The 13,559-nt window shown below is 69.9% G+C and carries 12 protein-coding genes; 11 read left to right on the top strand and 1 reads right to left on the bottom strand.

Features of this window, described 5'->3' with window-relative positions; all coding sequences use genetic code 11:
• Window positions 1–571 precede the first annotated feature (571 nt).
• The 9 genes from L0P92_RS17460 to L0P92_RS17420 all read left to right on the top strand — a co-directional run bounded on the left by L0P92_RS17460 (window position 572) and on the right by L0P92_RS17420 (window position 9,259).
• Complete coding sequence (locus tag L0P92_RS17460) at window positions 572–1,234, top strand: DUF6230 family protein (protein WP_234763651.1); 663 nt, start codon at window positions 572–574, stop codon at window positions 1,232–1,234.
• Window positions 1,234–1,680: a DUF6114 domain-containing protein gene (locus L0P92_RS17455; RefSeq protein WP_234763650.1), complete on the top strand. Its 447-nt coding sequence runs from the start codon at window positions 1,234–1,236 to the stop codon at window positions 1,678–1,680. The genes L0P92_RS17460 and L0P92_RS17455 overlap by 1 nt, the downstream gene beginning before the upstream one ends.
• A gap of 76 nt (window positions 1,681–1,756) precedes the next feature.
• Entirely contained in the window at window positions 1,757–2,560 is an 804-nt protein-coding gene (locus L0P92_RS17450; protein WP_234763649.1) for an SAM-dependent methyltransferase, read from the top strand.
• Window positions 2,561–2,791: 231 nt separating this feature from the next.
• Window positions 2,792–3,787, top strand: coding sequence for a substrate-binding domain-containing protein (locus L0P92_RS17445; protein ID WP_234763647.1), 996 nt, complete (start codon window positions 2,792–2,794; stop codon window positions 3,785–3,787).
• A gap of 169 nt (window positions 3,788–3,956) precedes the next feature.
• Window positions 3,957–6,347 (top strand): nitrate- and nitrite sensing domain-containing protein, encoded by a 2,391-nt coding sequence (locus L0P92_RS17440; RefSeq protein WP_234763646.1) that lies wholly within the window; start codon window positions 3,957–3,959, stop codon window positions 6,345–6,347.
• Window positions 6,348–6,358: 11 nt separating this feature from the next.
• Window positions 6,359–6,778: a roadblock/LC7 domain-containing protein gene (locus tag L0P92_RS17435; RefSeq protein WP_048586515.1), complete on the top strand. Its 420-nt coding sequence runs from the start codon at window positions 6,359–6,361 to the stop codon at window positions 6,776–6,778.
• The gene (locus L0P92_RS17430) at window positions 6,759–7,139 is read left to right on the top strand and encodes a DUF742 domain-containing protein (RefSeq protein WP_237695728.1); all 381 of its coding nucleotides are present in this window, start codon (window positions 6,759–6,761) and stop codon (window positions 7,137–7,139) included. The genes L0P92_RS17435 and L0P92_RS17430 overlap by 20 nt, the downstream gene beginning before the upstream one ends.
• Window positions 7,126–7,713 (top strand): GTP-binding protein, encoded by a 588-nt coding sequence (locus tag L0P92_RS17425; RefSeq protein WP_234763644.1) that lies wholly within the window; start codon window positions 7,126–7,128, stop codon window positions 7,711–7,713. The genes L0P92_RS17430 and L0P92_RS17425 overlap by 14 nt, the downstream gene beginning before the upstream one ends.
• A 166-nt stretch (window positions 7,714–7,879) precedes the next feature.
• Window positions 7,880–9,259 carry a glycoside hydrolase family 43 protein gene (locus tag L0P92_RS17420; protein WP_234763643.1) on the top strand — a complete coding sequence of 460 codons (1,380 nt, stop codon included), beginning with the start codon at window positions 7,880–7,882 and terminating at the stop codon, window positions 9,257–9,259.
• A gap of 70 nt (window positions 9,260–9,329) precedes the next feature.
• Here L0P92_RS17420 and L0P92_RS17415 read toward each other — a convergent pair whose 3' ends face one another.
• A complete protein-coding gene (locus L0P92_RS17415) occupies window positions 9,330–10,286 on the bottom strand; it encodes an ABC transporter substrate-binding protein (protein WP_234763642.1) in 957 nt (318 codons plus the stop codon).
• A gap of 307 nt (window positions 10,287–10,593) precedes the next feature.
• On the opposite strand from L0P92_RS17415, the gene L0P92_RS17410 reads away from it, so the two are divergent.
• Window positions 10,594–13,071: an ATP-binding protein gene (locus tag L0P92_RS17410; RefSeq protein WP_234763641.1), complete on the top strand. Its 2,478-nt coding sequence runs from the start codon at window positions 10,594–10,596 to the stop codon at window positions 13,069–13,071.
• Entirely contained in the window at window positions 13,068–13,544 is a 477-nt protein-coding gene (locus tag L0P92_RS17405) for a roadblock/LC7 domain-containing protein (RefSeq protein WP_234763640.1), read from the top strand. Before L0P92_RS17410 ends, L0P92_RS17405 begins: the two co-directional genes overlap by 4 nt.
• Window positions 13,545–13,559 lie beyond the last annotated feature (15 nt).

Below are 13,559 nucleotides of genomic sequence, written 5' to 3'. Positions count from 1 at the left end.
CGGCCGGGCTGCCCTTGGCGGGCCCTGGCGCCATAGCCGTACGTCACGGACCGGCAACGGCAGCCCGGCCGGTGGCCGGCCGGAGACCCTGGGGAGGGCTCCGGCCGGACCGGGCGGGGGGCGTCCGGCACGGACCGAGGGGGGAAGCGACCGTGACGGCGCCGTGGAGTGATCTCGCGGAATGTGAAGGACATCAGGTCCGGGAACGCGGGCAGAGGCCACGCGGCGGCGGATCCGGCGCCACGGATCCAGGGGGGAGCCAGGGAGAGTTGTAGACCTGAGGGTCGTTCAACGTCAAGCATTCAAGGGGGAGTTGATGCCGCGTGAGCAACTTTTCGCGAGCCCCGGGGCCGCATCGCTCACAGGCGGCACATAATCAACACTCTTTTTGCACAACTGCCTTGACCCTCAGGTGTAACCACCGGTAACTTCCCGGCTTGGCTACTGCGGAGTACGAGAAAGCCCTTGCGTCCGCCGGGAGTTGCGAGGGGCGTGCGCCGTGGGCGCTGTCCGCGCCAGGACAACGTGCCGCTGATGCCCTACCCGCACTTTCATGCACCTGGGAGCAGTTATGGCCAACACCCCCGAGAACCCGGAAAGCGGTTCCGTGTCAGAGGTGTCCGAATCCCCCGACGGTCCCGCGAGACGCGGGCGGGTCCGGGCACGCCGAGCCGCCGTGATGGCGGTGCCGGCCACCCTCGTCGCCGGCACCCTCGCGGTGCTCACCGCCGAAGGGGCGCTGGGCGTGCAGTTCGCGATCTCCGGCATGCCCTTCACCGTCACCGCGACCGAGCTCAACGGGACCGGGTTCGAGCAGTTCGGCGGGCTCGACGAGATGGCGCCGGGCAGTCCCAACGCGGGGGACACCGGTGGGCAGGTGCTGGTCGTCACGTCCGCGATCAAGAACGCGACGCTCACGAAGCTGTGCCAGAGCGTGGATCTCGGTGGGACGAACCTGCTCATCACCGCGGGCGGTGGGGCGGAGAAGGTGAGTGCGAGCGATCTGACCACCGACTCGACCGAGCTGTCGGGTGACGCCGCGTTCAACAACATCGAGATCGGCAACGATGCGAGTACGTTGACCAAGGCCGGGGTGAAGGGGCCGATCGGTGTCTTCAGTCAGCAGGCGGACACCGTGCGGATCGCCAATCTGCGGCAGACCAACTATGCGACGACCGCAGGTGTCTTCAAGCTTCCGGGGCTGAAACTCCGTTTCAGCAGCACGGGTTGCTGATGAGTCCGCGTACGGGTTTTCGGTCGGCCTTCCGTCAGTGGCGGGCCGACCGGCCGTTCTGGGGCGGGGTGTTGCTCGCGCTGGGCGGGGCGGAGGTTCTGCTCACCATGAAGGCGTCCGTCAAGGTCATGCTCCATGCCGGCATGCAGGGGCTGGCCGGGTATCTGCTGCCGACGCTCATGGTGCTGCTCGGTCTGCTGATCCTTTTCAATCCCGCGCAGCGGCTCTTCTATTCGATCACCGGGGTTCTGGTGGCGCTCGGCACCTGGCTCACGTCGAATCTGGGCGGGTTCTTTGTGGGACTGCTGCTCGGGGTCGTGGGGAGTTGCCTTGCATTTGGGTGGCTTCCGGATCAGGAGCCTCGGGTCCGGCGGCGCCGCCGGCGGCTTCGGCGGAACGAGGGGGTCCCTGCGACGGTTGGCCAGGAGGCCGGGGAGCCCGCCTGAGCGCAGGTCAACTTCCCAGCGCTCTCGGTCAGTTGGCAGACTGGCCACGGTTCGATGTCCAGTCTCCGGAGGCCTCATGTCCGTCGACCCCATTGATGCCGGGACCGCCCATTCCGCTCGTATCTATGACTACATCCTCGGTGGCAAGGACCATTACCCCGCTGATCGGGAGGCGGGCGATGCCATGGTTCGGGAATGGCCCGCTCTGCCTGTTCATATGCGGGCCAATCGGGACTTCATGAATCGGGCTGTGCGGTATCTCGTCGAAGAGGCGGGGGTGCGGCAGGTTCTGGATGTGGGGACCGGGGTGCCGACCTCGCCGAATATTCATGAGATCGCCCAGTCGGTCGCGCCCGGGGCGCGGGTTGTGTATGTCGACAACGATCCGCTGGTACTTGCGCTCAGTCAGGGGTTGTTGGGAGGTGAGGGGCAGGGCAGGACCGCGTATGTGCAAGGTGATATGCGTGACCCGGCCGGCATTCTCGGCGCCCCCGCGTTTCGCGCGACCCTCGATCTCGGGGAGCCGGTCGCGCTCGCCGTCATCGCCATCGTGCACTTCATGCTGGACGAGGACGACGCCGTGGGCATGGTGCGGCGGTTGCTCGAACCGTTGCCGGTGGGCAGTTACCTGGCGATGTCCATCGGCACGGCCGACTTCGCGCGGGACGAGGTGGGGCGGGTCGCCCGGGAGTACGCGGCCCGGGGGATGCCGATGCGGCTGCGCAGCCGTAGCGAGGCCGAGGAGTTCTTCACCGGTCTGGACCTTGTCGAGCCGGGCATCGTCCAGGTCCACAAGTGGCGTCCGGACGGCACGGGCACCGAGGTGGTCCGGGACGAGGACGTCGCGATGTACGGGGCGGTCGCGCGCAAGTCGCGTTGAGGGCGGACCGGGTATGTTTGCAAACGCGTCGGTCCGGGCTCCCGCCAGGGGTGCATCACGATGTGGCAGCAACGACTCACACCGCGTGGTTGCACACTTGACTACCGGTGGTCACACGCGATTGGCTCCGCCACAGCGAGAGTTCACCAGGTCGGCGACCTCCCCGTTCGACCCCGGCCGTGCTCTCGTTCGTTCCTCCGGCTCGGCCGCACAGCGAGGTGCCGCACCCTCATGAAGACCCCACCCCCCTCCTTTGCCTTCACTCGCACCGCGGTCGTCACGGCCGCGGCCTGTCTGCTGCTGGCCGGCTGCTCCGCCGTCGGCGCGACCGACGACGCGTCGGGCGCGGACGCGGCGGGCACCGCACGCCTGAAAGTCGCCCTCATCACTCATGGAGGCGAGGGGGACGCCTTCTGGGAGCTGGTGCAGAAGGGCGCCCGGGCGGCGGCCGCCAAGGACGACATCGAGCTGACCTACGCGAACGACTCCGAACCCGCGGGCCAGGCCGAGTTGATGCGGGACGCGATCCGGCAGAAGGTCGACGGCATCGCGGTGACCCTGGCCAAGCCGACGGCGATGGCCGCTCCGGTCGCCGAGGCGCGGGCGGCGGGCATACCCGTGGTCGGTCTCAACTCTGGTATAGACGAATGGCAGTCGGCCGGCCTGCTCGGCTACTTCGGCCAGGACGACAGCGTCGCGGGCCGGGCCGTCGGCGACAAGCTGGACGACCTCAGGGCCAAGCACGCCCTGTGCGTCATCCACGAGCGCGGCAACGTCGCCCTGGAGGCGCGCTGTGCGGGTGTGAAGAAGGCGTTCGGCGGCGAGACCGAGAACCTCTATGTGGACGGCACCGACATGGACGCGGTGACCGCCACCGTCGCGGCGCGGCTCTCCCAGGACCCGAGCTTCGACGAGGTCGTCACGAACGGCGCCCAGTTCGCGCTGGCCGCGGTGAAGTCGGCCCGGGAGGCGGACAGCAAGGCCCATGTCGCGACCTTCGACCTCAACAAGGACATGGCCCAGGCGGTCCAGGACGGCGATGTGCAGTTCGCCGTGGACCAGCAGCCGTATCTCCAGGGCTATCTCGCGGTGGACTCGCTCTGGCTCTACCGCACCAACGGCAACACACTCGGCGGCGGCGAGGCACCCGTCCTCACCGGGCCGGCGTTCGTCACCAAGGCGAACGTCGCCTCGGTCGCCCGGCTCGCCGCCAACGGAACCCGCTGACCGGACAGTTCCCCCGACGGTGTCGCCAAAGATTCGGTCAGGCGTGACGCGTACGCTCACTTGTGCGGATAGCATCCAGCGCACCCCCTGTGACGTATCGGACACGCGGCCACCCCCAGCGCTCGTCCCCCTTCCGCTCCCGCCCTCCGCTGATCGCCCTAGGACGACAATGTCTCCACGGACAGGTCCCCGGCGCCGCCTCGGCTCCATCCGTCTCTCCCTGATCCTGCTCGCGCTGGTGCCCAGCGTCACGCTCGCCGCCGTCTGGAGCGTGACGACGATCCAGATGTTCTCGGAGGGGCTGCGGCTGCGCTCGCAGACCGGGCTGAGCAGGTCGACCGGGGCCATGGGCACCGAGGCCACGCTCGCCCTGCAGCGGGAGCGCAGCCTCTCGGCCGTATGGCTGGCCTCGCGGCAGGAGGAGGCGCGCACCGCGCTGGAAGCCCAGCGCGCCCGGACCGACAAGGCGGTCACCAAGCTGCTGGCCCAGTCGGACGCGATCCAGCAGGCGCCGTCGCGGGTCAAGGACCGGCTGTACTCGGTCGTGGCGTCCGTGAGCAGCCTGGAGTACTACCGGGGGCAGGTGGACAACCCCACCGACATCCCCGCCGTCCAGGCGCTCGGCCAGTACACGTCGGTCATCGACGACCAGATCCACGCCTTCCAGGAGCTCTCCCAGGTCGACGACGGCGACCTGACCTCGCAGGCCGGCCCGCTCGTCTCGCTGGAGCACGCGGCCGAGCTGGTCTCCCGGGAGGACGCGCTGCTGACGCTGGCCTCGCCGTCGAAGAAGATGGACGAGAAGGCGTGGACCGAGTTCGCCGAGCTGGTGAACACGCGGCGGTGGCTCGTCAGCGACCAGATCCTTCCCTCGCTCACCGGGAACGCGAAGGCGGAGACCGAGCGGATCCTGGGCAGTGCGCAGTGGCGGACCCTGGAGAAGGTCGAGAACCGGGTCCTGGCGGCCCGCGCGGCGGCGGGTGCCGAGGGGGACATCGCGGTACCGGACGCGCAGAAGGAGTGGCGGGCCGCGCTGGTCAAGGTCTCCGACGAGTACGAGGTGCTGATCCGGCAGCAGACGACCGCCCTGCTGCAGCGCAGCGGCGACGAGGCGCGCGGTCTGCTGATCAAGGCGGCGTCGCTGAGCGCGGGCGGTCTGGTCGCGCTGCTGCTGTGCGTGTGGATGTCCTGGCGGATCACCCGCTCGCTGTCGCGGCGGCTGCGGGGTCTGCGTGAGGCGACCCTCGGTCTGGCGCAGGAGCGGCTGCCGGACGTGGTGGCCCGGCTGGAGCGGGGCGAGACGGTCGACGTGGAGCTGGCGACCCCGCCGCTGGACTACGGCCATGACGAACTCGGGCAGGTGGCCAAGGCGTTCAACACCGCGCAGCGCACCGCCGTGCACACCGCCGTCGAACTGGCCGACACCCGGCGCGGCTTCCAGAAGGTGATCCTGGGCATCGCCCGGCAGAGCCAGAACCTGGTCAACCTCCAGCTCACCAAGCTGGACGCGCTGGAGCGCGCGCACCAGGACCCCGAGGTCCTCAAGGGCCTGTACGAACTGGACTCCACCGCCAGCCAGTTGCGCCGCTACGAGGAGAACCTCGTCATCATCAGCGGTGAGCGCCCGGGCCGCAGCTGGAGCGAGCCGGTCGCGCTGATCGACATCCTGCGCAGTGCCGTCGGCGAGGTCGCCGAGTACCAGCGGGTGGAGGTGCACACCGAGGAGGAGGTGCATCTGGCGCCGCCCGCGGTGGCGGACGTCATCCATCTGCTGGCCGAGCTGATCGAGAACGCCACCCTGTACTCCCCCGCGCCCGCGCCGGTCGGGGTGCGGGCCTCGATGGTGGCCAAGGGGCTGGCCGTGGAGGTCGAGGACCGTGGCCTCGGGCTGTCCGAGGAGGACTACGCCTCGTTCAACGCCCAGTTGGCCGAGCCCCCGCAGTTCGACGTGGTGGCCCTCGCCGACGACCTGCGGCTCGGCATGTTCGTGATCGCGCGGCTCGCCCAGCGGCACGGCATCGCGGTCACCCTGCGCCCCTCGCCGTACGGCGGCACGACGGCGATCGTGCTGATTCCGCACGAGGTCGTGGTGCGCGACGTGGCCGCCCCGGACCGCGACGAGGTGGAGCACGCGGGGGCCGCCGAACCGGAGGAGCCCGTACGGGAGTCCCGCCCGGTCGTCCCGGCCCGCACCGCGCCCGAGCGGACCGCCGCCGCGCCCGCGGCCCGTGACGGCCTGTCCCCCCTCCCCCGGCGGGTGCCGCAGACCAGCCTGGCCGCCGAACTGCGGGAGGAGACCCCGTCGACCGAAGAGGAGGACCACCCCGACGACTTCACCGCCGAACGCGCCGCTTCCTCCCTCGCCTGTTTCCAGCGGGGGACGTTCCAGGCTCGCGACGAAAGCGACCATGAGGCCCCGCACGCGCCCAAGGACGAGGACCAGCGGGTCCCGGCCACTCGGGGGGCGCGTGAGGACGGTGCCGACGAGGGGCCGTCCGCGGCCGGCTCGGCCCGTTCCGCCTCCTCCACGTCCTGCGCTCCGCCCGCCGACCGTTCATGAAGGACATCGCCATGACACGCCCCACCCCAGCCACGGACACCCAGCTCGACCAGTTGCTCACCGGACTCGTGGAGCGGGTCGCCGACGTCAACCACGCCGTCGTGCTCTCCGAGGACGGTCTGGTGGTGAGCAAGTCCACCGGGTTCCTGCGTGACGACGCCGAGCGGCTGGCGGCGACGGCGTCCGGGCTGATGAGCCTCAGCAAGGGCGTCAGTCTGGACTTCAGAGGCGGGCCGGTGCGGCAGGCGCTGATCGAGATGGCCAACAGCTATCTGATCCTGACCTCGGCCGGGCCGGGCGCCCATCTCGTCGTGCTCACCAACCAGGGCGCGGACGTCGGTGTGGTGGCGTACCAGATGAACATGCTGGTGAAGAAGATCGGCGAGCATCTGTCGGCGGCACCGCGGGCCCATGTCGGCCCTGGCGCGTGAGGTGGGCCCAGACGATTCGGCGGGCCGGCTGGTACGTCCCTTCACGCTGACCGGCGGCCGGACCCGGCCCAGCCGCTCCGACTTCACCCTGATCACGACGGTGACGGCGGTGGATCCGCCGCCGGAGCGGGCGCCGCGTCCGCAGCCGGAGCAGACGCGGATCCTGCGGTACTGCGCCCGGCCGATCGCGGTGGCGGAGCTCGCGGCCCGTCTCGACCTTCCGGTGAGCGTGGTCGCCATCATGCTCTGCGATCTGCTGGAGGCGGGTCTGATCACCGCGCACCCGCCGCACCTCGTCACCCCCCGCACCCAGGATCTGGACCTGCTGCAGAAAGTGAGGGACGGCCTTGGCCGGCTCTGACCCCACCCTGGAGGCGGTCGCGCCGCCCGACACGGTCAAGATACTCATCGCCGGCGGCTTCGGCGTCGGCAAGACCACGATGGTCGGGTCGGTCAGCGAGATCGCCCCGCTGCGCACCGAGGAGCCGCTGACCGCCGCGGGTCTTGGCATCGACGACCTCAACGGCATCGAGGAGAAGCGGGCCACCACCGTGGCCCTGGACTTCGGCCGGATCACCATCAGCCGGGAGCTGGTGCTGTATCTGTTCGGTACGCCCGGGCAGCAGCGGTTCTGGTTCATGTGGAACGACCTGGCGATCGGCGCGCTCGGAGCCGTGGTCCTGGTGGACGTCCGCCGGCCCGAGTCCAGCTTCGCCGCGATCGACTTCTTCGAGCGCCGGGGCATCCCGTTCGTCGTCGGCGTCAACGGCTTCTACGGCGCGCACCCCTACCCGGCCGAGGAGATCAGGGACGCCCTGGCGCTCCCGGAGCACGTCCGGGTGCTGCTGTGCGACGCGCGGGAGCGCGAGTCGAGCCGTGACGTACTGATCGCCCTGATCGACCAGTTGATCGCGGACGCCCGCGAGGCGGGCTGAGCCATGGGCGGTGGGGTCCGGGTGGCGGAAATCCGCCAAGGACGACCATGTGATTGACGTGCCCTCGACTCTCTCCTACTTTCTGGTCGATCAACCGAACTCCGTTCGATATATCGGACCATTGAGCCGTGACGCAAGCCCCCCGCACCCCCTCTGGAGAGCCGCAATGACGCACCCCTCCCGCAGACAGGTCCTCGGCATGGCCGCCACCGTCCCGCTGGCCGCGACCGGCGCGCTGACCCTCGGCGCCGGGACCGCCCACGCCGCCGACTCGGCGTACGCGATGGTCTACTTCACCGAGTCCAACACCATGCTGGAGGCGGACTACAACCTCCACCTCGCCGTCAGCACCGACGGTCTGCGCTGGACGCCGCTCAACCAGAACAACCCGGTCGCCACCCCCACCCTCGGCGCCAAGGGCCTGCGCGACCCGTTCCTGCTGCGCAAGCAGGACGGCACGTTCGTCGTCATCGCGACCGACCTCAGCGGCACGGACTGGACCCGCAACAGCGTCTACATCCACGTCTGGGACTCCACCGACCTGCGCACCTTCACCGGCTACCGGCTGCTGAAGCTGCACGACATGACGGGCACCCACAGCTGGGCGCCGGAGGCGTTCTGGGACGCCTCACGCGGCCAGTACGGCATCCTCTATTCGTCGGTGAACAGCAGCGGCCACAACGTCATCATGGTCAGCTACACGACAGACTTCCGTACGACGACCAGCCCCCAGGTCTTCTTCGACCCCGGCTACGACGTCATCGACGGCAACCTCACCATCGGTGTGAACGGCGTCAACTACCTGTACTTCAAGCGGAACGGCACCCTGGTCGGCGCCCGCTCGACGAGCCTGAACCCGGGCAGCTTCACCGCGTTCAGCACGGCCGTGAACCACGGCGGCACCGAGGCGCCGGAGGTCGTCAAGTCCCTGACGTCGAACACCTGGTACCTCTGGGGAGACACCTACACACCCAACGGCGTCTTCTACGTCTGGCAGACGAGCAACCTGGCCGCCGGCACCTGGACGGCCCTTGACCAGAAGCTCTACACGCAGCCGCTCAACTCCAAGCACTGCGGCATCCATCCGATCACGTCGACCGAGTACAACAACCTGATCGCCAAGTGGGGCGCCCCCGCCTGGAACCGGCTGAAGTCCTACAACTACCCGGCGCGCTACGTCCGCCACAGCGGCTTCGCCGGCCGGATCGACGAGTACCCCTTCGACCCGTTCCCCGACTCGCAGTGGAAGCTGGTGCCGGGGCTCGCCGACGCCTCCGGCGTCTCCTTCCAGTCGGTCAACTACCCGGCCCGCTATCTGCGGCACTACAACTACGCCCTGCGCCTCGACGAGAACGACGGCACGTCGACGTTCGCCCAGGACGCCACCTTCCACCGCACGGCCGGCCTCGCGGACGCCTCCTGGGCGTCGTTCCGCTCGTACAACAACCCGACCCGCTACATCAGGCACTCCGACTACGCCCTGCGCATCGACCCGGTGTCCACGACCACCGAACGCCAGGACGCCACCTTCTACGTCGGCTACTGAGCGACAGCACAGCGGGGTTGTGACGAGAGACCGTCACAACCCCGCTGTGGCCTGCCGAGACCGCCGTGCGTCAGTCCAGACCGGCCGACTTCAGCCAGGCCTTGGCGACGTCCAGCGGGTCCTTGTTCTCCAGCTGCACCTGGGAGTCCAGGTCGAGCAGGGTCTTGGTGTCCAGCTTGGCGGAGACCGCGTTCAGCGCGTCCACGCCCTCCTGGGAGAGGCCGCTCTTGTGGACCAGCGGAGTCACGTTGGCGAAGCCGAAGAGGTTCTTCGGGTCCTTCAGGACGACGAAGCCCTCCTTGGTGATGCTCGGGTCGGTGGTGAAGATGTCCGCGGCCTGCACGGTGTTCTTCGCCAGCGCCGCCCGGGTCAGCGGGCCGCCCGCGTCCAGTGCCTTGAAGGACTTGAACTCCAGGCCGTACTCGGACTGAAGGCCCTTCAGACCCTGCTGGCGGGTCTGGAACTCGGGCGAGCCGCCGATCACCAGGTCCGGAGCGATGTCCTTGAGGTCCTCGAGGGTGGAGTCCGAGGTCAGGTCGTACTTCTTCGCAGTCTCGGTGTTGAGGGCGACGGAGTCCTTGTCCTCGGCGGGCGAGGACTCCAGCAGCGTCAGCTTCGCGTCCAGCTTGGCCTTCACCGCGGCGTTCACGGCCTCGGAGGACTCCTGCTCCGCCTTCGGGTCGAGGTAGGCCAGCAGCGAGCCGTTGTACTCGGGCAGGACGGTGACGGAGCCGTTGCGGAGCTGACCGTAGGTCACCTCACGGCTGCCGATGTTGGGCTGGTACTCGACCTCGATGCCCTTGGCCTTGAGCGCCTCGCCGTAGATGTCGGCGAGCAGGGTGCTCTCGGGGAAGTTGTTCGAGCCGACGACGACGGTGTCGCCGCTCGGCTTGTCCCCGGCGAGCGGGTCGGACTTGTCGTCGGAGGAGGAACATCCCGCCAGCAGCGCCGCCGTGGCGGCGAGCGCGACGGCGGCCGCGCCGGGATGGTTCCTGAAGGACCTGCTGCGTGTGGCGGTGAAAGTCACGATTCCCGTTCCGGATTCAGGGGGTTGGGAGAGCTCTTCCACTGATCCAATCCAGCCGGTTCTCGGTCAGTCAAGTGCGGTCAGGTCACCGATTGGCCTCAAAAATCGGACGGTAACGGGCAGTTGCGCTCCGATGTGAAGGAGGGACGGTTGGGGCGCCCGGGGTCGTAATGGATTCTTGACGTACAGTTCCGGTCACGGAGATCCAGGGGCGGTACCGTCCCCGGCAGAAAGCCGTTTCATACTCGATCAGCACCGGTCATGTGCGACCCTTCGCGCGCCGTGTGACGCCCACGAAGGAGGCAGGGTGGCCACTGGGGAAGCGGGCGTGCCCCGTCCGCGTCGTATACGTGGCTTCGCCGACCGCCGGCCGTTCCGGCGCAAGCTCAACCTCCTGGTCGGGGTGCCGCTGACGGTGGTCGCGGCCCTGCTCGCCTATCTCATCGCCGACCAGACCGCGCAGTCGCGCGACGCCGCGGACGCCGCCCGACTGGTGCGGGAGAGCGTCGAGGTCGCGACCCTCGTGGACCGGCTGGCCGCCGAGCACCAGCAGGCGATCCTGCTCTCCGTACGGCACGAAGCCGCCCAGGGCGACGAACCCTCGTCCGCCGCCTACCGCACGGCGCAGTCCAGGGTGGACTCCCAGGTGCGGCGGGTGCGCGACGCCTTCGGTGAGCGGCTGCCGCAGACCGAGGCCCAGGCCCTGCGCGGGGTCGAGGGCCTGAGCAGCCTGCGTGACACGGTCGAGCAGGGCTATCTGCCCGCCAGCAACATCGACCCCGCCTACACCCACGCCGCCCAGGGGCTGATCGACGGCCTCGGCCTGGACCGCAACACCGATCTCGCGACCTCCTTCACCGGCAGCAAGCTGGACTCGCTGCTGCGCGCGGGCGCCGCCCACAGCGCCTTCGAGACCGGCGTGTTCTCCGCGTCGACCGGTGACTCCAACGCCCTGATCGAGTTCATCGGCGCGATCGGCGCCTACGACGAGTACACCCACCAGGCCGAACGATTCGCCCGGTTCGCCACCGAGACGCAGGCCGACACCCTCGAAGGGATCAGGTACACCAGCGCCCAGACCACCATCAGCCGGCAGTACTCCGAGCTGCAGATCGACCCGGGCGCGGTGCAGGCCGGCTCGCCCGCCGAGATCCGCGCGTCGCTCGCCGAGGCGCTCGACTCCTACGGCGCCTACCGCGACCAGGCCAGGACCCGGCTGGCGATCACCACCTCGCTCATCGGCGAGATCGCCGACGAGGCGGAGAGCGCCTCCGACACCGCGGCGTGGCGCGCGCTCCTGCTGCTGGGACTCGCCCTGTTCGGCTTCGCCGTGTGGCTGGTCCTGGCCATGGTGGTCCGCCGTTCGGTGGTCCGCCCGGTGCAGGCCCTCACGAGCGCGGCACGGCAGGTCGCCGAGGTCGCCGAGCGCGAGCTGGCCCGGGTGGCCGACGACGACGCCGAGGACGACGGTCCGCCCCGGCTGGGTGCGGTGCCGGTCACCGCCCGCGACGAGATCGGCGAACTCGCCGAGACCTTCAACCAGGTGCAGACGATCGCCGCCGCGCTGCTGGAGCGGCAGGTGCTCAGCCGGCGCAACGTCGCGGAGATGTTCGGCAACGTGGGCCGCCGGGTCAGCAACCTGACCTCACGTCAGCTGTCCCTGATCGACGCGGTGGAGCGGGGCGAGACGGATCCCGCGCTGCTGGAGCGGCTCTACTCCATCGACCACATCGCGGTCCGGTTGCGCCGCAACGCCGACAGCCTGATGCTGCTCGCCGGCATCCACGAGGCGGTCCTCGACTCCGGTCCCAGCCCGCTCACCACCGTCGTCCGCGCCGCGCTCGGCCAGATCGAGGGCTACCGGCGCGTGGAGCTGCGGGCGCGGACCGAGGCCGTGGTGGAGCCGGAGGTCATCGGCGACCTGACGCTGATGGTGGCCGAACTGCTGGAGAACGCGGTGTCGTTCTCGCCGGAGGACAGCCCGGTCGAGGTGAGCGTGGCGACCGCCGGCGACGACGCGGTGATCGTCGTCACCGACCACGGCCTCGGCATGACGCCCGAACGCCTCGACGAGGAGAACGCGCGGCTGATCCGCCGTGAGCGACTCGACCTCGTACCGACGAAGGTCCTCGGCCTGTTCGTGGTCGGCACCCTGGCGCGCCGCTGGGAGATCACGGTCACGCTGTCGCGGACGCCGGGCGGCGGTGTGACGGCCGAGGTGACGGTGCCGTCGTCGCTGCTGGTGACGGGGAGCACGACGGGGTCCGCCGCCACGGCGGCCCTGGCGAAGGTCGCCGCCGCGACGCCGCCCGCCGTCACGCCGCCGGCCGTCAAGACACCGGCCGCCAACGAGCCTTCGGCCCCCGCCGCCGGGCCCCGGCCCTCGGCCACGATGCCGGCGGATGCCGTAGGGACGGACGGTGACGCTCCGCGGCCGCTGCCCCGCCGTGTCTCGCACCGCGAGGAGGCGCCGCCCGTCGACCACGCACGGGCCGACCAGCCGGAACCGGCCCTCGCCGCGACCCGCCCGCTGCGTCGCCGCGTCCGCGGCGCGACCCTGCGGACGACCGCCGAGGCGCCCGAGCGGCGGTCGGCGCTGCCGCAGGAGGCGCGGACGCTCGACGCGGAGGCCGTACGTGCCTCGCTCGACGAGTTCGAGGCCGCCGTGGAGCGCGCGCACCGCGACAGCCGGTCCGGCGACACCGGGGAACACCCCGCCCCCGTCACGACCACAACCCCCCATGAGCAGGACCAGATCGACTCCCCGGAAGGAGCGGAGCAGTGAGCACGTCGACAGGTGGCACCCCGGTGGGAGGCTCCACACCGGCCGAACTTCAGGCCGCCGCAGCCGACTTCACCTGGCTGCTGAATCGCTTCGCGAAGGAGACGGCCGGCGTGGTGGACGCCATCGCCGTCTCCTCGGACGGTCTGCTCATCGCCGTGTCCGAACTGCGTGAGCACGCCGACTCCGAGCGGCTCGCCGCGATCGTCTCCGGCATCACCAGCCTGGCCGCCGGCGCCTCCGGCAACTACGGCCTCGGCGGCCTCAACAAGGTCATCATCGACCTGGAGGGCGGCCACGTCCTGGTCTCCGCGATCGGCAGCGGCGCCGTGCTCGGCGTGGTCACCGACAAGGAGGCCAAGCTGGGCAACATCGCCTACGAGATGACCGTGTTCGCCAACCGCGCCGGATCCTCCCTCAGTCCGCAGCTCGTGCTGGAGCTGAAGAACAGCGTCGGCGCCGCTTCCACCCGCTGACGCCGAGGAGGACGG

It is taken from the genome of Streptomyces muensis (genome assembly GCF_021474425.1).
Classification (GTDB): Bacteria; Actinomycetota; Actinomycetes; order Streptomycetales; family Streptomycetaceae; genus Streptomyces; species Streptomyces muensis.
This window is presented reverse-complemented; position numbering and strand designations above follow the sequence as displayed.

Bases quoted from the DNA above. Each gene is read 5' to 3' on its own strand.
- L0P92_RS17460 (WP_234763651.1), top strand. From the start codon at position 572: ATGGCCAACACCCCCGAGAACCCGGAAAGCGGTTCCGTGTCAGAGGTG.
- L0P92_RS17455 (WP_234763650.1), top strand. From the start codon at position 1,234: ATGAGTCCGCGTACGGGTTTTCGGTCGGCCTTCCGTCAGTGGCGGGCC.
- L0P92_RS17450 (WP_234763649.1), top strand. From the start codon at position 1,757: ATGTCCGTCGACCCCATTGATGCCGGGACCGCCCATTCCGCTCGTATC.
- L0P92_RS17445 (WP_234763647.1), top strand. From the start codon at position 2,792: ATGAAGACCCCACCCCCCTCCTTTGCCTTCACTCGCACCGCGGTCGTC.
- L0P92_RS17440 (WP_234763646.1), top strand. From the start codon at position 3,957: ATGTCTCCACGGACAGGTCCCCGGCGCCGCCTCGGCTCCATCCGTCTC.
- L0P92_RS17435 (WP_048586515.1), top strand. From the start codon at position 6,359: ATGACACGCCCCACCCCAGCCACGGACACCCAGCTCGACCAGTTGCTC.
- L0P92_RS17430 (WP_237695728.1), top strand. From the start codon at position 6,759: ATGTCGGCCCTGGCGCGTGAGGTGGGCCCAGACGATTCGGCGGGCCGG.
- L0P92_RS17420 (WP_234763643.1), top strand. From the start codon at position 7,880: ATGACGCACCCCTCCCGCAGACAGGTCCTCGGCATGGCCGCCACCGTC.